Origin of the sequence: Parabacteroides chongii, from assembly GCF_029581355.1 — a bacterium.
In the GTDB taxonomy this organism is placed as follows: Bacteria; Bacteroidota; Bacteroidia; order Bacteroidales; family Tannerellaceae; genus Parabacteroides; species Parabacteroides chongii.
The window spans coordinates 4,914,866-4,935,918 of record NZ_CP120849.1; the positions used below are offsets into that span (position 1 = coordinate 4,914,866).

At 42.3% G+C, this 21,053-nt stretch carries 17 protein-coding genes; all 17 read right to left on the reverse strand.

The features are described 5' to 3' along the window. Window positions 1-402 precede the first annotated feature (402 nt). On the reverse strand, window positions 403-1,320 hold the full coding sequence (locus P3L47_RS18910) for a tyrosine-type recombinase/integrase (RefSeq protein ID WP_277781760.1): 918 nt from the start codon (window positions 1,318-1,320) through the stop codon (window positions 403-405). 675 nt (window positions 1,321-1,995) lie between these two features. After that, entirely contained in the window at window positions 1,996-2,304 is a 309-nt protein-coding gene (locus tag P3L47_RS18915) for a nucleotidyltransferase domain-containing protein (RefSeq protein ID WP_277781761.1), read from the reverse strand. A 105-nt stretch (window positions 2,305-2,409) separates the two neighbouring features. After that, entirely contained in the window at window positions 2,410-2,925 is a 516-nt protein-coding gene (locus tag P3L47_RS18920) for a GNAT family N-acetyltransferase (protein WP_277781762.1), read from the reverse strand. Between the two features lie 268 nt (window positions 2,926-3,193). Beyond that, on the reverse strand, window positions 3,194-4,249 hold the full coding sequence (rsgA, locus tag P3L47_RS18925; RefSeq protein ID WP_277781763.1) for a ribosome small subunit-dependent GTPase A: 1,056 nt from the start codon (window positions 4,247-4,249) through the stop codon (window positions 3,194-3,196). Next, window positions 4,246-5,025 (reverse strand): class I SAM-dependent methyltransferase, encoded by a 780-nt coding sequence (locus P3L47_RS18930; RefSeq protein WP_277781764.1) that lies wholly within the window; start codon window positions 5,023-5,025, stop codon window positions 4,246-4,248. The genes rsgA and P3L47_RS18930 overlap by 4 nt, the downstream gene beginning before the upstream one ends. 226 nt (window positions 5,026-5,251) lie before the next feature. Then, window positions 5,252-6,619, reverse strand: coding sequence for a sensor histidine kinase (locus P3L47_RS18935; RefSeq protein WP_277781765.1), 1,368 nt, complete (start codon window positions 6,617-6,619; stop codon window positions 5,252-5,254). Next, window positions 6,603-7,301: a response regulator transcription factor gene (locus P3L47_RS18940; protein ID WP_277781766.1), complete on the reverse strand. Its 699-nt coding sequence runs from the start codon at window positions 7,299-7,301 to the stop codon at window positions 6,603-6,605. Before P3L47_RS18940 ends, P3L47_RS18935 begins: the two co-directional genes overlap by 17 nt. Before the next feature lie 113 nt (window positions 7,302-7,414). After that, entirely contained in the window at window positions 7,415-7,924 is a 510-nt protein-coding gene (locus P3L47_RS18945; RefSeq protein ID WP_122360253.1) for an IbrB-like domain-containing protein, read from the reverse strand. Next, window positions 7,908-9,212, reverse strand: coding sequence for a DUF3440 domain-containing protein (locus tag P3L47_RS18950; protein ID WP_277781767.1), 1,305 nt, complete (start codon window positions 9,210-9,212; stop codon window positions 7,908-7,910). Before P3L47_RS18950 ends, P3L47_RS18945 begins: the two co-directional genes overlap by 17 nt. Continuing rightward, window positions 9,160-9,603 carry a hypothetical protein gene (locus P3L47_RS18955; RefSeq protein ID WP_277781768.1) on the reverse strand — a complete coding sequence of 148 codons (444 nt, stop codon included), beginning with the start codon at window positions 9,601-9,603 and terminating at the stop codon, window positions 9,160-9,162. Before P3L47_RS18955 ends, P3L47_RS18950 begins: the two co-directional genes overlap by 53 nt. Window positions 9,604-9,968: 365 nt before the next feature. Continuing rightward, the gene (locus tag P3L47_RS18960; RefSeq protein ID WP_277781769.1) at window positions 9,969-11,033 is read right to left on the reverse strand and encodes a PDDEXK nuclease domain-containing protein; all 1,065 of its coding nucleotides are present in this window, start codon (window positions 11,031-11,033) and stop codon (window positions 9,969-9,971) included. A 34-nt stretch (window positions 11,034-11,067) separates the two neighbouring features. After that, window positions 11,068-12,387, reverse strand: a complete 1,320-nt coding sequence (locus P3L47_RS18965) for a sigma-54-dependent transcriptional regulator (protein WP_277781770.1) — start codon at window positions 12,385-12,387, stop codon at window positions 11,068-11,070. A 49-nt stretch (window positions 12,388-12,436) separates the two neighbouring features. Further along, window positions 12,437-13,612, reverse strand: coding sequence for a DUF418 domain-containing protein (locus tag P3L47_RS18970; protein WP_277781771.1), 1,176 nt, complete (start codon window positions 13,610-13,612; stop codon window positions 12,437-12,439). A gap of 367 nt (window positions 13,613-13,979) precedes the next feature. After that, on the reverse strand, window positions 13,980-16,463 hold the full coding sequence (locus tag P3L47_RS18975; protein WP_277781772.1) for an ATP-binding response regulator: 2,484 nt from the start codon (window positions 16,461-16,463) through the stop codon (window positions 13,980-13,982). A gap of 30 nt (window positions 16,464-16,493) precedes the next feature. Then, a complete protein-coding gene (locus tag P3L47_RS18980) occupies window positions 16,494-18,215 on the reverse strand; it encodes a phosphoethanolamine transferase family protein (protein WP_277781773.1) in 1,722 nt (573 codons plus the stop codon). A gap of 196 nt (window positions 18,216-18,411) precedes the next feature. Next, complete coding sequence (locus P3L47_RS18985) at window positions 18,412-20,604, reverse strand: DUF4838 domain-containing protein (protein WP_277781774.1); 2,193 nt, start codon at window positions 20,602-20,604, stop codon at window positions 18,412-18,414. 25 nt (window positions 20,605-20,629) lie between these two features. Then, on the reverse strand, window positions 20,630-20,971 hold the full coding sequence (locus tag P3L47_RS18990; protein ID WP_277781775.1) for a hypothetical protein: 342 nt from the start codon (window positions 20,969-20,971) through the stop codon (window positions 20,630-20,632). Window positions 20,972-21,053: the final 82 nt, after the last annotated feature.

Here is a 21,053-nt window from a genome sequence, read left to right on the forward strand (position 1 = left end):
AAGGGTAGAGGGTAAAAAAAGCCCTCCCTGAAAGTGTCCGCTAAGGAAATTTTTAGGGTGAAAAATGAAGGATTGATGTCTTTTTGAGTCTTTTTGGAGGAAGAAACGGTACTGTCGGAATAACAGTTTTCTCTTAACAGATTTAAAAACGATAGCAGTCCCAGCCCGTCTTATGCCATCTTGTAATGAAATTCATATTCTATGGCTAAAAAATAGGTTAACTTGTGAAATTTAGTAAAATAAATACTCTTTTTTTAAGAAAACAACCTACACTCCTTGTTTTTTCATTTTTTTCTTCTTACGTTTGCCACGTACTTCATTACAATTCAGATTTTTTATTATTTATAAAACACTGATTGTAAGATGGAAAGAGGCTGTTCTCCCTTATTATATAAATAAGGTTTATCCCACCCGCAAATAGCAGCCGATCGTCTCAGAAACCTGACGGTTTGCTTTGGCAACTTCCGATACGTCAAACTCCTTTAAATAGATACGGGTTGTCCTTTCCGACGTATGTCCCAATGCCTGACTGATCACGCCGATAGGTACATGCAGGTGATACGCCTCCGAAGCCCAAGCATGACGGAACGAATAGGTCGTCAATGTTTCCGGCAAATTCAGCATCACACTGATATCTTTCAGGTACCGGTTTTCCGTTGCCAGACAGGCTTTATACTGTTCGTGGGTCATATCTTCCGATAATACCGGAAAAAGATAGTGCCGCTCTGCACTGCGGTAGCGGTCGATGAGCATCCGCATCTCCGCCGACACTTCCATCCGGATCAGTACCCCCGTCTTCTGACGGCGGTATTCCAGCACCGTACCGTTCTCCACCAGGTTCTCACCCGTCAGATGCACGATATCCACAAAAGGGATACCGCAGGCAAGGAAAGTGAACAGTGCCAGGTCGGCCGCCAGTTGCTTGGCCGGTTCCTTTTTCAGATCGAGCGAAGCGATCTTCTTTATCACTTCCACCGGCACAGCCCGTTTACGTGTCTCCTCCCGTTTCAACCGCAGTCCGGCAAAAGGCGATCTCTCCTGCCGTCCCCTACCGAACGGCAAAGCACGGTTATACATCGCCCGAAGGCAACTAAGGTAGCTGTTCACCGTATTGACACGCAGCCCTTTCCTCTGCAGCCACAACTGGAAGTCCTGCACAAGTTCCGCCGTCACATCCTTATGTGCCGGCCCTACATCTGTGATAAAGCATTCGAAATGGTTCCGCACAGCTCTATACAGATCGGCGGTACTCTCATCTCCCCGCCTACGTTTATCCTGTTCCTGCGTCGCCATCAGCCCGCAAAAATCTTTTCTCTTCATAACTCTTCCTCCATTCATTTTCAGATTGATCAAAAAGATAAAGATAAACATTCCCCCCTTTCAAAATATTCGTTTTTCACCTCCCCAGCTAACAGCACTTCCCTCCTAAATCTTTGTTCCAGAGGAACAAACCGACCTCACCGCCCCGTTTCCCTCCCTTCATCCCCACTCCTTCCTGAAATCATTGCAATGATTCTCCCCCATCATCACAATCTCCCCACGAAGTCATCACAATGACTCCGCACACTCATCACAATGAAGGGGGGTAATCATTGTGATGAAAAATTTAACACATGAAAAAGGAATAGATTTTCTTCAAATATTACTCCCTAAAATGGAGTATATACAACTTCCCAAAAGCTAGAAGCATCTTTTTGACTGATCGTTTTCAATAAACAAATTGTAGCTGGTCTCGCCTTTTCCCTACCACTTGCTCTGAAAACATTACAATGATGGGCTTTATCACCTAACTAAAATATACTTCTATCTTCTATGGAATATCTTTATGTCAAACCTCAAATCCCGGTGAAGCAGAAAAAAATTATCCTCTTATCTCCCCTCTTCATCGAGAGCCGGGAAATAAGAGGATAATTACCAAATTGACAATTTACTATAACAATACAATTATTCTAAAATCAGTTTTTCCAACGAATCAAACGGTTCTCTCATCGTCTGTCATAATACTACTCCTTCCTTCATTACATTCTCATAAAAAGGAGTAATCAGATTATTCCAAAACTTCTTAGGGAAAACTCGCGGACTAATTATGACACCTGTTTCAAACTCGATATCATAAAGAGGATAAGCTATTTCCTGTTCTTCTTTCAGTGAAATATTATCCTTATTTACCAGTATCAGTACATCTATATCACTATCAGGACGAGCATCCCCTCGCGCTTCACTTCCATAAAATATAGCTTGAGCATCTGGGGCAACACGACGAAGAACTTCACGGATGCGATTTACTATTTCAGGACGTTTCATAGGATTCTCCTTTCTTTATTAATAATATATGTACTCTGCAAATGTAACAAATCCGGAGAGAATAGCAAGAGGATTTCAGTATTGTAATATTCATAATTGAATGATTTAACGATCTATTATTACTTTTCTATAGTCTCCGTCGCTTTTCTTCTGAAAGCCATTTCTCAGTAATGCCTTTATAGAAATCATATTTTCCTCCACCGGATCTGCCGCAATTTCTTTGCCTCCGATTTCAATAAGCTTTTCCTCCAACATCTGAATAATCCTTTTGCCAAGACCTTTATTCAAATATTCCTCTTCACCGATCAGATAACCAATTTCAAATGTATGATTTTCCTCTACTACATCTCCATACAGTGCATTAAAATCATGCCCGTCTTCTTCCAAATCTTTCAAGAAAAAGCAATCAGTATAAAGACAATACCCAATCCTCCGATCCTCATGGTAAACAATAAAGTGCTTTAAGAAATCATATTTCCCGTCTCTTTCCCTTATCTCATCCAGCCAATCCTCTTTATCACCAAACCATTTCGATATATACTCCTTATCCAACCATTTATCAAAATATGGTATATCTTCATCCATCAGAGGTTTTAATACAAGTTCTTTCTTATTTATCATAGATTTTTCGTTATAGTATTTTATTTGATGACATCCATTCCTTCGCACTCAAACAAAAGAGCTTTCTTTCCATACATTTCTATATCTTCCTATACTTATTCTACTAACAATACAAATATTGTCCATTTTTATTTTACACACAAAACAAAAATACATATTTATCATTTTATCGACAAAACAAAAATCATTCTACCCTAAAGTTTGTATGTCTAAAAAATAATACAATACAGTGCAGGAATCCGAAGAAACCTGCACCATATAAATAAAATCAGGAATTTGCTTTGCGCTTCTTCACTTCTTCCACGAGCTTTGTAAAGGATTTATCCCTTTTACGTTTCTCATGTTCGGAGGCGGAGAAATGCCAGGCTTCCCGCTTTAGTTTCAGATAGCTTTCATACACTTTTGTATCCAACAGGCCCTTGTCGACCGCTTCCAGCACGGCACAACCAGGTTCATTGGTATGTGTACAATCCTTGAAGCGACACGATTCTGCATAACTGGAAATTTCCAGCATTTCAGCAAGTGAATCGGGATTATCTACAGCCAATCCAAATTCACGAATACCCGGAGTATCTATTAAAACGCCTGAACCGTCCATCAAGACCATCTCCCGGCGGGTGGAAGTATGCCTTCCTTTCCCTGTGGACTGGCTTATATCCGATGTCAGCAGCACTGATCTTTCACAAAGTGCATTAACAAGAGAACTCTTCCCCACACCCGACGAACCGACAAACACCACCGTTTCGCCTTCCGATATGGATTCCCGTAACCGGGAAACTGTCTCAGGATGATGGATACTGGTGAAAAACACCGGCATCCTGCTGGCAAGATGTTTGATCGCCTCTTCTACTACCTGTCTATCAAAAGGCAGATCGGATTTATTGAGTATCAACACAGGATCGATACCTTCTTCCAGTATCTGAACCATAAAACGTTCGACCCTGCGGATATTGAAATTATCATCGAGGCTCTGTACAATAAACGCCTTATCCACATACGATGCAATCGCCTGTTTCTCGGCTACTGTCCCACTTTTCTTACGGTACAATGTCCGTTCACGGGGCAGCATATCGACGATAATCCCTTTACTATCGTCGAAAGGTTGAAACAGAACCCAATCGCCTGTACAAGGCAGTTCAAAGTCAGATCTTCCATACATCATATTTCCCGTCAACTCGCATTGGAACAATCCGTCTTCGGAAATAACTTCATAACAGGTGCGATGCACGACGGCTATCCGTCCGTGAGATAACGTATTATATGCCGATTTTTGTTTCAGTTGGTTCAACCTGTCATTCCAACCATACATATCCAAACAGATCATAGCGTTATCTTTTTAGCGATATAAAACACATAGCCGTAGAATCCTTTGTACTTACGGTATAATTCCTCTTCGTGATGTGACATCGCGACAAGTTCTTCGGCAGTTTTATTTCCCGGATATTTGGCTAGAAACTTTTCCCGTGCTTTAACCAAAGGCGCAAAATAATGCTCTGTCCAGCAAGTTTCAGGCAAAATAAAAGAAGCGACAGGAAGATATCCGGCCTTTTGTATCAGGGCCACCTGATTGGGAATGGTTTCTATTTCCGGATAAGCCTCCATCCAAAAATCATGGATCTCTGCGGGACGTTCTTCGGTAAACCATGTGCTTTCGGAAACAGCGATATATCCTCCTGTCTTCAGATATTTACGCCATTCGTTCAGTCCGCGTTCAAAGCCTATATTATAAATAGCTCCTTCCGACCAGATCAGGTCTAATTCACCTTCTCCAAAAGGAAGGTTATCCATTGAACCGACAATTCCTTCCACTCTATCCTGAAGATTTAGTTTCCTGGCATTGTCGTTGAACCGGTCGATGAATCCCGGAAAAAAGTCGAGACCTGTAATATGTCCCGGAGCATGCTGCGCCAATGTCATTATCTGTCCGCCTGTACCGCAACCCAAATCGGCAATAAGAGACCGATCGGTCAGGTTGTCTATAAAACTCAATGCTTTAAGGGTCACTTCAGGACTTCCGGGTCCCTGACGTTCCGTGTTTAAAAAATATTCGCAGATTAAATTAAAATCGAATTCGTGAATTGTTTTATTTTCGTTACTCATTTTCTTTATGTATATAGCATACCCGTGAAAGCATAACAATGCCGTCATCATTGTACACTGATTAAAATTGAATTAATACAATAGAAATTACACCCGAGCAGAATTACCCGAGAATAAACGAAAGGACAACCTGTACAAGGAATACAGATTGTTTACTACACCAAATCCGATTTAAATAGTTTGTTTAACATGCGGCAAAGGTACATAATATTTTGTATTATGCTAATTATATATGCGGAAACTCCACCACAAACACAGTCTCTTCACCCGGATAAGAATGAACGTAGATATTTCCTTTGTGGAGGAAAACGATCTTTTGAACTAACGCCATCCCTATTCCATTGCCAACAGCATAGTTACGGTTACTGCCACGGTGAAAGGCGGTAAAAAGATGTTCCATATCCTCTGCGGGGATTCCGATGCCTGAATCAGAAAAGCGGAGGATGGATTTTTCTTCATAGAAAGATATCTGCACTGAGGAAGTCTTGTCATCGGAAAATTTACAGTTGTTCTCCATCAGGTTAACAAAGGCAGTTTTCAATAGATAAGCATTCCCGGAGACGGTGATCATGGCATCATCGTCGGTCTCTTCTTCAAAAAGCAGATTGACCTTATACTCCTTATTGGCTTTCAGAACCAGTTCGCGGGCATCGAGCAACAATTCGTCCAGACGTACCTCTTCCATACTGATCTGCTCCGGCTGATAACTGGCACGAGCCAGATTAAGCAAGCCCTCAGATAATTTCACCACCTTATCCGCATCCGTCAAAGCCTCTTCCACCGCTTTCCGATAGGCTTCACCGGAACGCTCCTTGAGAAGCGTAACCTCCAGGCCACCGATCAAGGCAGCCATAGGCGTACGAAGTTCGTGGGAGACATTACTGACAAACATTTTCTGCGCATCGAACGACTGCTCCAATCGGTCGAGCGTATGGTTGAAGGTCACAGCCAACTCTCCCAATTCGTCTTTCTCGTCCGCTACCGGAACTCTTTCGTCCAAATTGGATGCCGTTATCTTCTCCACCTTCCTGACGATATTCGAGACGGGCGACAAAGCACTTCGCGACAGAAAATACCCCACAACAGCCAGTACTGCCAATCCGACACCCCATAATATCAGCAGGATATTCCGTAAAGCATCGAGTTTCGCATAGCCATAACCGTCAAATGCAGCAGCCGTGATAACATAGTCTTTCCCCTCAAAAGGATACAAAAGTCCGACCACCTGATAATCTCCTTCAAAGAACTCGATGGATTTTTTTTCGACAATACGCCGGATCATTTCAGGAGTTTCTTTCACCCGGTCTATCTCTTTGGCATCATGATAGAGTAGATTGAAATCCGGCTCGTAAACAGCCACCTCCACCTCATCGATAAACTCCCGGTTATTCATGTAAATGGATTGCATAGTAGCGGCATTGACCTTATGTTGCAGGAATAGATTGGCTTTCGTAATCCCTTCCTTTTTCAGGTCACGATAGAAAACACTTTTCCGGTTACTTTCCGACAAGAACCAGATCATTCCCATCAGGAACAGGAAGACAGTAGCTGTGACTGCCGTATAACGGATCGTCAGTTTAGTCCTGATTTTCATCGGTACGCAGTATAAAACCCATGCCTGGCTTAGTATGGATCAGTTTAACAGGAAAATCACGGTCAACTTTCTTTCGGAGATAATTGATATAGACATCGATAAAATTAGTCCCCGTATCGAAATGAGTGTTCCAAACCTTATCGGCTATCTCCGCACGCGACAGGACACGCTCCGGGTTCTCCATCATATAAGCCAACAAATTAAACTCTTTAGGTGTCAGTTTTATCTCACGTCCATCGCGAAAGACAGACTTGCCGGACAGATCGATACGAAGATCGGCATAGTTTAGCTCCTGGGGTTGTGCAGTTTGCGAAGCGACAACTTTTCTTTTCAGCAGCACCTTGATACGGGCATCCAGTTCGCGGAAATCGAAAGGTTTGACCATATAATCGTCCGCCCCGGCATCGAAGCCGTCCAGCTTGTCGTCGGTTGTACCCAAAGCTGTAAGCATCAGAACGGGGATATCCGGATTCAGTTGCCGCACCTCTTTCGTCAGCTCAAAGCCATTCATCTTAGGCAGGATAATATCAGAGATCACCAGATCGAACCCCGAAGCCCGAAAAAGACGCAACCCCATCTCCCCGTCAAAAGCCACCGACACCTGATAGCCGGAATCTTCCAGACCGACCTTCAGGAGCTCCGCTACACGCTGTTCATCTTCTACTACCAGTATTCTTGTCATGGGAAAAGGCTTTTACAAATTACAGTGAATGATATCTGCAAATATAATCATTAATTATAAATCAGGCATCACCCCTCTCAGGTATGCATCTATCCCATACAAAGAAGAAAACATTATTCTTCCGACAAACTGAACTCCTTATTAGAGAATAATTCAGCCAATCCCGATATCTGCTTCAAACGCAATATTTCATCTTTATCCATTCCTATATTACGTTGTATCCAGGCATCGGACATACCACATTTGGAAAGTTCGGAGACTATATGACTCATCAACTCGATATTATGGGTGCCGCGTGCCCTGTTATGGCGAATCGTCGATGCCATTCTATTGGACAGATCTTTTTCTATGACAGTAACGGGAAGCATTCCGTGTTCACGTTCATATATACGTTTCGACGTTTTCATGACCATATAACGGTGATAACCGTCAACCAATTCATACATATCTTTCTCCGGTACGTAATAGCATACGCAAGGTGAGGTGAAGCCATCTTCCCAGATGGAGACTTCCAGTAATTGCATTTCCGGGGGAGCAACCACATTGGGGTTATAGCTGTTAGCCATTACTTTTTCAACTGGAACAGGTCTTACTTTGTAGACAGGGCTAGTATATTCCTCCATATAATTCAGAGTTATAAAGTTGTAAAATATTTTCCTTTTGTTTTCTCTCATGAATATTCAATGAGAATCCCATATATTTACAATAGTAATCGTTTTTCAGAATACAGATACAAACCCGTTTATAGGTCGGCAGTTCCTTAAATTCCGGAATATCGATATCATCCAGATATTCCATACGGACTGGTTTCTTTTTTGTCTTATAATTCGTGCTGTCTTCCACCCGGATAGGGACCCCGATCTGTTGCAGTTTCTCGATCGTTTCCTCAGCAAGGCATCCTCCTTTATCCCGCCAGAATTTTATGCTGACAGACAACTTCTGTAAATAACCGTTACGCGTCTTCTCAGGCAATGTTTTTAACAGGAATTCCATATAAGACTTCCAGGTCATTCCTTTAGGCAACTTGACCGATTGCCATCCCAAAGCGGAAGTGCCGCCATATAATCCGGCAAAACCGACACCGTTGACCCGTCCGATCATCTTTCCCCACATATCGGGATCTATCGCCCGGTATAGTTTCAGGCTAGCCAGCGCCTGGGAAATAAAAGGACTTGCCACCCGCTGTTTTTCAAGAGGCACTCCGGCCTGATAATACAGGTCGTACAAATGATTATAATCCCATTGAAACTTACCGTTGGCAATCCATATATCTTTCGTTTTCCAATCAAAGATAGGATAAGCGTTATAGACACGAGGCATTACCTGATGAACCCATTTCAACCGCCGATAGGTCTGTACCTTACTTTTTATATGGATAGCCCTCCATCTGTTGAAGCTCTCCTGAGTACGTATCCCGATCAAACAGCAAGTTCTTCCAGCCTGCTTTTTCTCATGCAGCCATCCTGCAAACAACAACTGAAACTGATAATCCCACATATCTTCATTATAGAATGGAAAATCTTCAGCTTTCAAAGAGTTTTCAGGCATTTTGTTTACCCAGATATTTTGCTGTAGCTTATCCCAGGGACGCCAATAGTTTTGGAACATCGAGGTACAGGTCGGAACTTTGAAGGGAACACAAACTCTATATATTTCCAAAATATCCGCATTAGAAGCCAGTGTCCGGTCTACATAAGATGTCGTTTCCTGGTACTGCACCTCATAATCCATATGAAATACACCCAGTTTTCGCTTCAACCGGTGTTCACGTATATAGTCAATACACAAATTCAACAGCACACCGCTGTCTTTACCACCGGAAAAGGATACATATATATTATCGAAGTCGGAAAATATCTTATCCAACCGCGCTTGTACTGCTTCGTAAACATTTATCTTTTCTCTCATCATCGCATCTATATTCCATTTTAATATATAGTTTCCACTTTTGAGTTACAAAAAAATGATTTGAAGCAAAAATATCTTCATGCCGGGTATGAACGACAGCCCGTATGATTGAAGTGTTTTTAAAATGCTCCAGAACAGCATCGATCAGGGATGACATCGTTTTACTGTCCTCCCCTCTCACATAATAGTTATTGATAACCACACAGGTACTTTTAATCTCAACAGGTATAAAGCCTATGACCATGTCTCCTTCAATAGCGACGAACCATAAATAGTGTTTAGAAGTTTTGAATGGGTAATTATTATTTTGCCGCAGCACGCTACAGTTCATCACCAGTGGAGCGACCAGTTCGTATAGCCTAGGGGCAATTCCGGATAATACTTCTATACTCATATTCCAAAGAGACTAGGACAACAAAAATCTTTTGAAATACAAAATTAAACAAAATACTGTTCCAGGTTCATTATTTGCGAATATTTTAACTTTAAATAGCGAGCTTCACCCTTTAATTTTCAAAAGTAGCAGAAAACAAAATGTATTACCATCCCGACTAGATACATCACAAAAAGTTTGTCATTCGGGACAACAAGATCATCCTACCTTTTGTTATTCAATTAGAAAAACGAAAGATCATGAGAAAAGCATTGAATATTATTATCCCTATCCTGATTTGTTTCTTGGTAGGACTTTCCGCCAGTTATTTTCAGGCTGACATTTTGATGTATAATTGATTAGCAAGAACCCAAATAAAAGGACCCTTATTTATATTGTTCTTCGATCAACTTCTTCAAAGTCTCTTTACTTGGCAATATAGTCTGATATTTACTTGCAAAAATTTGATTATTTTCTTTTGGAAGAGTAATTTCGACCATCGCATCACTCTTATCAGCACACAAAAGAATGCCAATAGTAGGACTTTCATCTTCTAATTTGACAAAACGATCATAATAATTGACATACATCTGCATTTGTCCCAAATCCTGATGTTTCAGCATTCCTCGTTTTAGGTCAATTAAAACAAAAGCGCGAAGTAAACGATTATAAAAGACAAGATCCACCCGGAAATGTTGTTCATCAAAAGTGAAACGAACTTGCCTTCCAACAAAAGTAAAACCTTTTCCCAATTCCAACAAAAATATTTGCAAATTATCAATAAGTCGTTGTTCCAATTCACTTTCATTATATTGGGGAAGTTCCGGTAATCCAATAAACTCTAAAACATACGGATCTTTTATAACATCTTGCGGATTCTCTATAAGTTGTCCTTTCTCAGACAAGGATTGCACGGCCTCTTTATCACGACTCAAAACCAAACGTTCATAAAGAGAAGAATCATATTGCCGCTCTAATTCACGCAGGCTCCAATTATTATTTATTGCTTCTATTTCATAGAAATTACGTTCTTCCGGATTAATTATACGCATTAGTTTTAGATAATGAGACCAACTAAGTGAAAAATTAAACTCATGAGTTACAATCTGATTATTTTCAGATTTTCTAGACAGCGTCTGGAAAATTCGAGAAGAGTACATCTTGTAAAGTTGTCTCATATTTGCAAGGTTCTGTGGAGAAAATCCTTTTCCAAATCTGGCTGTCAAATGAATAGATAGATTTTCTAATAGTTTTTTACCATATTCAGCCCTTTCCTCTCCGTTCTGCTCTTCTTCTACGATCACTCTTCCTATCTCAAAATAGGTATAGACCATAGTCGTATTAACAGCAGAAACCACCCGCTTACGAGCTTCCGTTATCAATGCTTCTATGCGTTCAACCAATGAATTATTACCTGAAAGCTCTTGAATAAAATAAGTGTCGGTTTTCATGCTAAGATTTTTTAATTAAATATATATTACCCTATCAATCCAAATTATAAAGTTTCAACTTATTATACAACGTTTTCCGATCGATTCCCAATAGTTGGGCGGCACGGGTTTTATTGTTGCCGGATTCCTGGAGGGCACGTTTGATCAATTCGCTTTCGTGAGCTTCGTCTTTCAAGAGGATGCGGGTGTCTTTTGCAGGGGCATCCGTTAGTTCTTCAGGAAGTTCATGACGCGTAATATAACGTCCTGTAGCCAGAAGTGTTGCATATTTGATGACATTCTTCATCTGACGCAGGTTTCCCGGCCATGAATAAGACTGGAAAAGTCGGATCGTCTCGTTATCGAAACCGATAATATCTTTCTGTAATTCCGCATTTGCCTGGTCAAGGAAATTATTAGCAAAAAGCAATAAGTCCTCTTTACGTTCTTTCAGGTCCGGAATGCGAACCGTAAATTCGTTGATACGATGATAAAGGTCTTCGCGAAAATCCCCTTTCTCTATTGCAGTACGCAGATTCTCATTCGTTGCCGAAATTAACCGTACATTAATAGCTATTTCATCGTTCGTTCCGATCGGTTTTATTTTACGCTCCTGCAAGGCACGAAGCAGCTGCACTTGTACCTCGTAAGTCAAGTTACCTATTTCATCCAGAAATATCGTACCGCCTTGTGCCGCTACAAATGCACCGGTTTTATTATCTATCGCCCCGGTAAACGAACCTTTCACATGACCGAAAAACTCGGACGCAGCCAAATCTTTCGGGATAGCACCGCAATCTACAGCGATAAACGGCGCTTTACTACGGTTACTCTGTTCGTGGATACGACGGGCAATATATTCTTTTCCAGTACCACTCGCCCCCGTTATCAACACGGACATATCCGTCGGAGCCACCAGACGCACATGGTCGAACAACTGTCGGGCAGCGGGACTTTGACCTTCAATATAAGTATTACTCTCCGATGATTTTGCAGCCGGATGATGTTCTGCCGGTACCGTTTTTATCAATTCACGTATCTTTCCCAATAACTCTTCCGGATTCAACGGTTTGGCTATATAGTCAGAAGCACCCAGCTTGATTGCCTGAACAGCCGTTTGTATTTCTGCATAGCTTGTCATCATGATCAGCGGCAAAGAGGTCTGTTTCTCTTTTACCCATTTCAACAGATCGATCCCGTCGCCATCCGGTAAACGCAAATCGGACAGGATAAGATCGTAACCTCCGTTTTCTATCTGACGCTTTGCATCTGAAACAGAGCTAAATGTTTTTACTTCGAAGCCCTTTTTACCCAACCAGGTCTTTAGCATCAAAGAAAAAGTTATATCATCTTCTACTATAAGAATCGACGGCATACATTATTAGATTAAAACCTCTGACAAAGATATATATTTTAACGGAAAATCAGGAACAAATCCAGGTCGCTTTACGCCATGCTCCTTCGAACGGCCCTTGTTTATGATTCTTTAACCACCAATGACAGAAGCCTAACTGAAGGATGAACAACAACACTCCTACTCCGAAACTGGCAATGACACCCAGGTATTTATACAGTCCCAGACCATAACCGAAATAGATAAACGAACCTATGATCGACTGGCTCAGATAATTAGTCAAGCTCATCTTTCCATAAGGAACTAATCCATATAAAATTTTATGGGAAGTTGCCTGTTGCCACAGAAAAACAAAGACAGAAACCAGGACACACATGAATGAAAAGTTACGGAAAGAGGATACAATCGTATTCATCGGAGTAAGCATACTCCTGTTCGTCAATAAATCCGGCAACGACAAAGACAAATAATACAGAGGGATGAAACAAATAAGACCGATCAAGAAGGCACGTTGCCAAAAAGTACGGTGTTCCGCAAGATTCACAAACAACTGTTTACGTCCGATCAACATACCCAACATGAACAAAGATGCAGTCTGGAAAAAGCGTCCGTAGCTCCAGCCCCATAGAATGCTGAACAGTTGGCCATCCCATAAATTCGATTTGACCATCTCCAAAAAATCAGGCTGGCTGAGGAATGGATACATTTTTCTGTGATGCACCAGCCATTGCTCGGCCGAAGCCATATAATCAGGATGCAGCATTGCATAAAAGAATTTACCCCATTCCACAGGCTGAAACATCAGGATAACGGCAGCAATTAATACAGCACGATCACTCCAGCGGCAAACAAGAATGAGTACGACACCGATTATTGCATAAAGGACAAGTATATCTCCCGGAAAGAAAGCCCCGTTGAAGCAACCTATAACAAACAATAAACAGAGCCGCCACAGAAAACGCAAACGGAAATCCTTGCCTTTCCTGGCCTGGTTATTATACTGAATAAAAAAGCTGAACCCGAACAATAAAGAGAAGATCGCATAGGCCTTCCCTCCAAAAAGGAAAAACAGTGTGTCCCAGACTCCTTTATCCAGGCTTTTCATAAAATCAGAAGTGACTTCCGGAAATTCGTAGAAATTAAAATGTTCGATATTATGTAAAAACATAATCGCCATAACGGCGAATCCTCTTAATGCGTCAACAACTTCAATGCGTGGTGACTTGAGTGGCATTTCGTGCTCCATGGTAAAACAGGTCTTTTTTAATATTGGGCACGAATTTAACAAATAAACCTAACCAAACAAAAAAAGCATCCCCAACAGATGCCTTTTTTGTTTCGCAGACTTAAATAGAATACTCAGAAATAATCTTTCTTTGTTTTAAACGGCTTAAATGTAGAAACGTCCACTTACGATTCTGTAAATATGAATGCGAATACCGTGCCAGAATCCGTAAAAGGTCTTCGTCTATTTTATAAACTCTTATAACTTAACAGAAAAGAGAGATAAAATGTTTTAGCTAACAAAAATATAACAAGGAAGATGCTGGGGAACACAATACACAATTGGGGATTTTTTCTACAAACCTATTCCACAAAAAGGCTGTTATCAACTAACAACTGCCGACCAGGCTCACTGCTTGATCGATAATCTTTTTCACTTCGACAATTACCTCTGAAAGCAACGATTTCCATTCTTCTTCAGGCAATGTGGCAGCATTCTTTTCTATAGTTCGTAGCTTTTCAACCAGAGATGTTGCACCCAGCATTGTGAACAAGGGTACCATTTTATGAGATGTTTTTGCAGATAGTTCCCGATCGTTATCACGTAAAGAGTCTTCAAGCAGAGCATTACTCTTACCTGTTTCTTCAATAAATGTTTTCAGGATAGATGCAGAAGCTTCCCTGTCTTCACCGGCAAAAGCCGTCAGCGAATCAAAGTTGAAATCGGAAGTTATCACCAATTCCGTCGACAACAGTTTATTCAATAAAGAGATTAACTGGCGGGCAGTAAAAGGCTTATTCAGAAAACCGGTAAAACCGGATTCCAGATAATGGTCATGCTCATTCTCCACACTGGCGGAAAGCGCAATGACCGGGATCGAATCACTACCCGGAATGCCGGATTTACGTATGCTTTCCAATAACTGGTAACCATCCATTCCCGGCATCTGAATGTCTGTAATGACAGCATCGAAAGCGGTGTTCTGCAATAAAGAAACTACCGAGAACGGATCGGTACAACAAGTTACTTCCACATGATTCTGCCGCAGATATTCTTCTGTAAGAGCCAACTGTAGCGGATCATCATCGACCAGCAGGCAATAAACTTCACGCCCGGCAAAAGAAGGTCCGGACGGCTCCACCGTAATTTCTTCCTCCGGTGCAGGAAGAACCTGAACATCAGCCACAGTAAGCGGCAACTCGATGGTAAAGTCGCAACCCTGTCCGACTACACTCTTCAATGAAAGTTCTCCTCCCATCAATGCCGTCATCTTCCGAGTGATAGATAAGCCCAATCCAAACCCTTCGGCTTTTTCAGTGGCAGAAAGACGGGTAAATTCTCCGAATATACGTTCCTGCTCTTCGGGAGGGATTCCCGGACCGGAATCACTTACCAGCACATTCAGCCGCGCACTGTTATCTGTTAAAGCAGTGATGGATATCACCATGACAACCCGTCCCTCACGCGTAAACTTAAGGGCATTCGACAACAAATTACCCACCACCTGGCGGATACGGATCGGATCTCCGATATATAACTTATCCGTCCCTTCCTCTTTCAGATTCAGGACAAATGTAAGATCCTTCGATTCGGCAATCGGCCGGAAACTGGTAAATATCTCATTGAACAAGGCCGACACGCTGAATGGAACCCGCTGTATCTCCATTTTCCCCGATTCAAGCCGGTGAAAATCCAGCAGGTCATTGACCAGTGACAAGATATGACTAGAAGAGCCGGACATATTTTCCAGATAATACTGTTGCCGTTCGTCCGGATGCCTTTTCAGCAAAAGATCTATATATCCGATGATGGAAGAGAGCGGAGCCCTGATATCATGGCTGATCGTCAACATCATCTTTTCCCGGCTATGCAACAGGTCTTCGGCATACTGCTTCGCCTTCTCCAATTGCATTCTGTAATATTTACTTTTCGAGACATCACGGGTGATCATAAAGATAAAGATGATCACAATAATAACAGAGACGACGGCAATACCGGCAATCAGCAAAGATGTTTCACGCAAAATCAACTGTTTGTTCTGCATGCGTTCCAGCGAAGCGTTCACCTCTTCTTCTTCGATATCACGTAATATCTGGTTGATCTTACGGGTAACTATACTATTATTATACCTCAGATTAGCAGCGCGTTCCAGTAACTGATCCGCCAACAGTTTACGTTGTCCCGCAACACTATCCTGCAGGCTTTTCAGCACACTGGCAATCGTATCCGAAGGATTATAAGCGTTCACCAGAGTATCCGTCACGATCTGGCGGGTTGTATTGACGATAATACTCGTATCTTCACGGCTGGGAGAGAAAGCGTCTGCCAGACGGCGGAAAAAACCGCGCGGCTTCTTTTGGGAAAAGATGGTATCCTGCTTGACTACCACATGTTCTTTTATCTCCTTTTGCTCGATGAATGTATCCTGTTCGGCTATCACCTTTTCGATATTGATCGTATAAAGATGTTCCGTATTCGTTTCTTTCCAGGTTTCCAGCAAACGCCGGGTATTCAACCGTTTCTGCCTTAGCAGCATATCGATCGTATCGATCTTCAATAATTGAACTGAGTCGGTGATCAGGACACGCAGTGAGTCCATATTGCGGTGAGCCTTATTCAATGTCCGGTTAAAGTGATTTACATCATTCTGAGGCATACCGACCAACTGCCCCAATGCCTCACTTTCATAAAGCAGTGATAACGTATTTGTTACAAGATAAACTTTCTGGCGGGCTTTTCCGTCCGGTTCTTCCTCACCGGCCACCTGTTCGATGATCCGATAGATATATACGACAGAGCAGATCGCTATTGCAATCAACAACAAATATCCCAGAATAACCTTAAGGGTAATATGTCCACTTTGTTCTGCCATAAAACAAAGGTAGAAGTTTATCTCAAAAAATCAATCCTTGTCGTAAACAATTCCCCATTTGTCCAACATCTCGAAGTCGGTTTTCTTCAGTCCGACTTTCCAGAAAGGTACGGGATCATCATGATCTCCAAGGTACATACGATCACGGACCGTAAAAGACGAATTAGACACCGCCAATGTAGAATCGGAAACATCCGTATGTATTCCGGCAAGATCCAGCACTGTATGGAACACGCTGTTCGTGCTGACCGGCAGAGCCTGATGTGCTTCTGCCATCTGATATTTTTCCGGATAAGTTTCGCGGTATGTATCCGAGAACCAGATCACATAAGGTATATGCAACTGATAATAAGTCGGGATCGGAGATGCATGCAGATAACGCGCACGGGCATCATCGAAAATATCTTCACCATGGTCGCTCAGATAAAGCATGGAAGCACAGGCATTCGTTTTTGCCAGCATACCGGCAATTTCGCTCAGTACGTAATCTGTATAAAGGATTGAATTATCATAAGCATTGCGCAACTCCTTTTTATAGGAGGCACGGATTCCTTCCGCTTTATCCGGCTTAAACAGAGAAAAATCTTTCGGATAACGTTCGTGATAATTAAAATGCGATCCGTAAGTATGAATCACAAAAAACAGGTTTCCTTCTGTCTTATCCAGTTCTTTTTGCAGATAAGGGAGCAATTCTCCGTCATGCAGCGAAGTAAGATAAGCTGATTTCGGTTTAAATGTACTCATATCGATGAAAGCATCCGCCTCCCGGTAAAACGAACCGATCATCGAAGTGCTCAAATTTTGATTGGCTATCACCACCGTATGAAAACCGGCTTCCCTAAAAGCGGTAACGATACTTTTTTCATCATATATCACTCCGTAATCCTCCGCACTGGCTGCCGACAGAATGATGGGGACACTCTTATGCGTATTATTGGATTGTGTCACCACATCGGTAAAATGAACCAATCCATCCAGTTTTTCCATCCGGGGAGTCGTTTCCCGCTCATAGCCATACAAGCTCCATTCCATAGCACGTGAAGTCTCTCCGACTACCAGCACATAAATTTCACGCTTCCCGTCGGCCTGTTCCGGCTTCATCGCATTGAATCTGAAATCAGCGGATGTGATATGATAGTTGCTGTTTTTCTCCGCTTTATTGATCGCGAAGTAAAGATTATAAAGGGCATTTCCCGGATAAAAATCATCTTTCAGAGAGACCTGATGCCCCTGGATCGGAGCCAACAAACAAAGAATAATCCCCAAAATGAAAACACCGAAACTCCGTATGGCCCATTTCTTACGGAAAGGCCCTGTCAATTTCGCTTTCATCCGGACAGACCAGGTAGCCAGCAATAAAGTCGGCAACGTATAAAAGAAAAAGACACCTATAATCACCAAAAAGATATTTCCAAGCAATTCACTGGCTTCGGAGGCTGTCGAGCTGGTCAGATTCAGGAACATATCCACTGCAATGACCGATTCGCCGAAAAGGTGAAGCAGCACCAATTGCCCTCCGTCCAGTATGACTTTCGGCAACAGGCACCAAACTACGATTCCCGGCTTACGTGCCAGCAAAAGCAGACCGACCCAAAAAGCATAAGGTAATATCAAAGAAGCAATCCCAACTGTGACAGGCAACGGTTCTGTAAAGAACAGGACACAATTAGGAACAATAAACAGCAACGCAAACAGGAACAGTAAATGTTCCTGGGATGTGAACCAATCCCTCAACTTTATAAAATAACTCATCGATATACCGTAAATTCCTAAAAAACAACTATTCTTTTCTCTTCTCCCGCATTCATTTACGGGCGAATTGCAAAAGTAGGTGTTATTCAGCATATACTCATACTCAACACATACAAAAAAAGTTATTTCATGATTATTAAAAATGCAAGTCCTTTTGATTAAGAACTTACATTCTGCTATTTGTCACAAATAAATATTACTGAACTGTAACCTCATCCAGGAAGAACCAGGCCGGATAACCTACTCCATAATGCCAGGACGGACAGGTTTTAACACCTTCAATCTCCACTTTTATATAGCGGGCCGTTACAGGAGAAGGTATATCGCACTTGACTCCTACAAATTTCACTTGTACGGAACGGTCTTCCTCCAAACTCTTTTCGCCGAACGACTGCCAGGTCTTATTATCTGAAGAGATAGAATAAGTTACTTTTCGAGGAAGTAATATCCATGCCCCCAGCTGGTGAAGGAAGTCACTTTCAACCGAACGGACAGGCATGTCTTTTCCCAAATCGAGGATAAAGGAACCATCGATCCCCTCCCATCCTATCCAACTTTCCACGAAAGTGGTTCCACCGAACAGTTCATCGGTCAGGGCTGCCTCACCTAAAGTTTTATATTTACCGGACGGTTCCTGCAACCAGATAATCTTCGCACCCTTTGCCAGGTTCTTTGCCTTGCCGGGCAGATAACGCTCAGTATATAGTTTACAATATTCAGCCGGCGGATTGTTTCGTTCATTCAGCGTCGGAATATTGAACTCGCGCGTACGTTCTTCAAACAGAGCCAGATTGGCTTTTACCTCTTCCAGGTCGTGATTTCCTTCAGCACGTGCTATTTCCAGTCCGGCATATTGCAACGGCAAACGGGATAATCGTACCCGTTTCAACAGAACGGGATCGTCAGCAACCGCTTGCTCTGCCTGGTCGAACAATTCGTTATAACGCTTACGGCAATTCGTATTCAGCATACCATCCTTATGCGTAACCGGAGAATCATAGATCCAGAGACGTTGTTTACTGGCGAGCAAACCGCCTTCCAATAGTTTCTCATATTGATAGATATAGGGAGATGCTGCCCCATAATAACCATCCATAAATGCCCGCATCAGTGAATCGGCATTCTGATAAGGGTTCCACATCAGCTTACTGACCATATAAGCGCGCATCTCCGGGAAATCTCCGCCCTTCGATCCTCCGATCTGCGAAAAATGCATGGTAGCATGGTGATCTTTAAATAACTGAATATTCTTTTGCAGAATCGGGAAATTCGGGAAAGGGGAAACGTAATTATCAAAATTGATTCCGTAATCCCATACAAATATATTATTACTGATAGCAGACCAGCCTTCCATCGCTTTCATAAAATCCTGTCCGGAAGCATTGTCTGTTAACGGCACTTCGCGATCACAGTCAATATCGCAAAGCATGATGTTGACATTCGGCAGCGGCTTGACATGTTTGGGCGGATGCATGGTATATAAATAAGCCAACGTCGAAAATTCCTTATCCGGAAAACGGGCCGCCAGTTTATTCAGGAAATGGATCAGACTACCGGACGGGCCTCCCTCCTGTTCGTCGAGCGCCTTACATGACGGACAACTGCAATTGGTAAAATTACCGTCGTTCTGGCTGACGGAGATCATATTCTTTCCGGGATTGGCCTTAAAGATCGAATCGATCTTCTGCGCAGCTATCTCGAACACTTCCGGGTTGGTCAGACACCACTGGCTGGCTTTCCCGGGGCGGCGTTCGCCATTGATGAACGAATAATATTCGGGATGCGATTCTCCGTATACGTCCGAAGGAAGAATACGATCGAACGTATGCACCCACATTCCTCCGGCAAAGACTTCGGATGGTTCTTCAAAACGGAACCATAATTTATAGACAGGGTCTTCCCGCAAGGCATAGCACTGGCTTTGGCGGTAACGGAAGGCTGGATTCTCCGCACGGTCCAGTTCCGGAATAACCACAGTAGAACGTTTCTCCAGCCTATAAGCATCAGCACTATAATAGGCTACTCCGAGATAATCTTCCAGCAAAGTTACGGCTCCATAGATATTTCCTTTATCGCCGCCACTGCTGATATAAACAATTCCATTATCTGTTTTCAGGCGAAATCCGTCTTCAGTCAGACCGGAGGTATCTTTTCCTCCAATCACGATATCTCCTTTACGGGGGGATTTATCCGTCAGTACAGGCAAAGATGCTCCGCTTATCCGTTGCACAAAATCCTGCAGAAGAAGTGCCGCCTGATTATCTACGGAATTATCCTTTTCTATCAGAATACGGGACACAGGTTTACCCTCTTTCACTACAGTCACCTGGGCTTGCAGACAGGTGGCTACAGATAAAAGGAATGCAGTACATAGGTTTAGTGTTCTCATGTTCATAAGTGTTTAGTAGCTGTTTTTACAGCTTTTGTATGATTCCTATAAATTCTTCATTCGTTATATCCAGTTCCGGCTCTTTGTAATTCACATAATCTTCAAAATAATCACTGGCGATATCGGCAACGATCTCTTTCCCTTCCAGGCCATAGGAAGAAACCAAATCCTCCACCTTACTTCTTATCTGCCGGATCACCAGCAAACGATCTTCATATCGATCCGGTTTTTCCATATCTGTAACATGTTCATTACGAGCAATCAGATATACGACCGTGTAAAATTTATCTACATTACCGAACACTGGGATAAACAACGCTTTTTTATCTTCTGGCAGAGCAGCCAGAAATTCTTGTATCTTAGTCATAATTCTCTTTCAATTAAATTCTGTAGGACAAATCTACACAAAATATCCCTGACTCACGAAAACACACCGACACATTTTTGAG

Coding starts and splice junctions, on each gene's coding strand:
- P3L47_RS18910 (WP_277781760.1), bottom strand. CDS start 1,320: ATGAAGAGAAAAGATTTTTGCGGGCTGATGGCGACGCAGGAACAGGAT.
- P3L47_RS18915 (WP_277781761.1), bottom strand. CDS start 2,304: ATGAAACGTCCTGAAATAGTAAATCGCATCCGTGAAGTTCTTCGTCGT.
- P3L47_RS18920 (WP_277781762.1), bottom strand. CDS start 2,925: ATGATAAATAAGAAAGAACTTGTATTAAAACCTCTGATGGATGAAGAT.
- rsgA (WP_277781763.1), bottom strand. CDS start 4,249: ATGATCTGTTTGGATATGTATGGTTGGAATGACAGGTTGAACCAACTG.
- P3L47_RS18930 (WP_277781764.1), bottom strand. CDS start 5,025: ATGAGTAACGAAAATAAAACAATTCACGAATTCGATTTTAATTTAATC.
- P3L47_RS18935 (WP_277781765.1), bottom strand. CDS start 6,619: ATGAAAATCAGGACTAAACTGACGATCCGTTATACGGCAGTCACAGCT.
- P3L47_RS18940 (WP_277781766.1), bottom strand. CDS start 7,301: ATGACAAGAATACTGGTAGTAGAAGATGAACAGCGTGTAGCGGAGCTC.
- P3L47_RS18945 (WP_122360253.1), bottom strand. CDS start 7,924: ATGGAGGAATATACTAGCCCTGTCTACAAAGTAAGACCTGTTCCAGTT.
- P3L47_RS18950 (WP_277781767.1), bottom strand. CDS start 9,212: ATGATGAGAGAAAAGATAAATGTTTACGAAGCAGTACAAGCGCGGTTG.
- P3L47_RS18955 (WP_277781768.1), bottom strand. CDS start 9,603: ATGAGTATAGAAGTATTATCCGGAATTGCCCCTAGGCTATACGAACTG.
- P3L47_RS18960 (WP_277781769.1), bottom strand. CDS start 11,033: ATGAAAACCGACACTTATTTTATTCAAGAGCTTTCAGGTAATAATTCA.
- P3L47_RS18965 (WP_277781770.1), bottom strand. CDS start 12,387: ATGCCGTCGATTCTTATAGTAGAAGATGATATAACTTTTTCTTTGATG.
- P3L47_RS18970 (WP_277781771.1), bottom strand. CDS start 13,612: ATGGAGCACGAAATGCCACTCAAGTCACCACGCATTGAAGTTGTTGAC.
- P3L47_RS18975 (WP_277781772.1), bottom strand. CDS start 16,463: ATGGCAGAACAAAGTGGACATATTACCCTTAAGGTTATTCTGGGATAT.
- P3L47_RS18980 (WP_277781773.1), bottom strand. CDS start 18,215: ATGAGTTATTTTATAAAGTTGAGGGATTGGTTCACATCCCAGGAACAT.
- P3L47_RS18985 (WP_277781774.1), bottom strand. CDS start 20,604: ATGAGAACACTAAACCTATGTACTGCATTCCTTTTATCTGTAGCCACC.
- P3L47_RS18990 (WP_277781775.1), bottom strand. CDS start 20,971: ATGACTAAGATACAAGAATTTCTGGCTGCTCTGCCAGAAGATAAAAAA.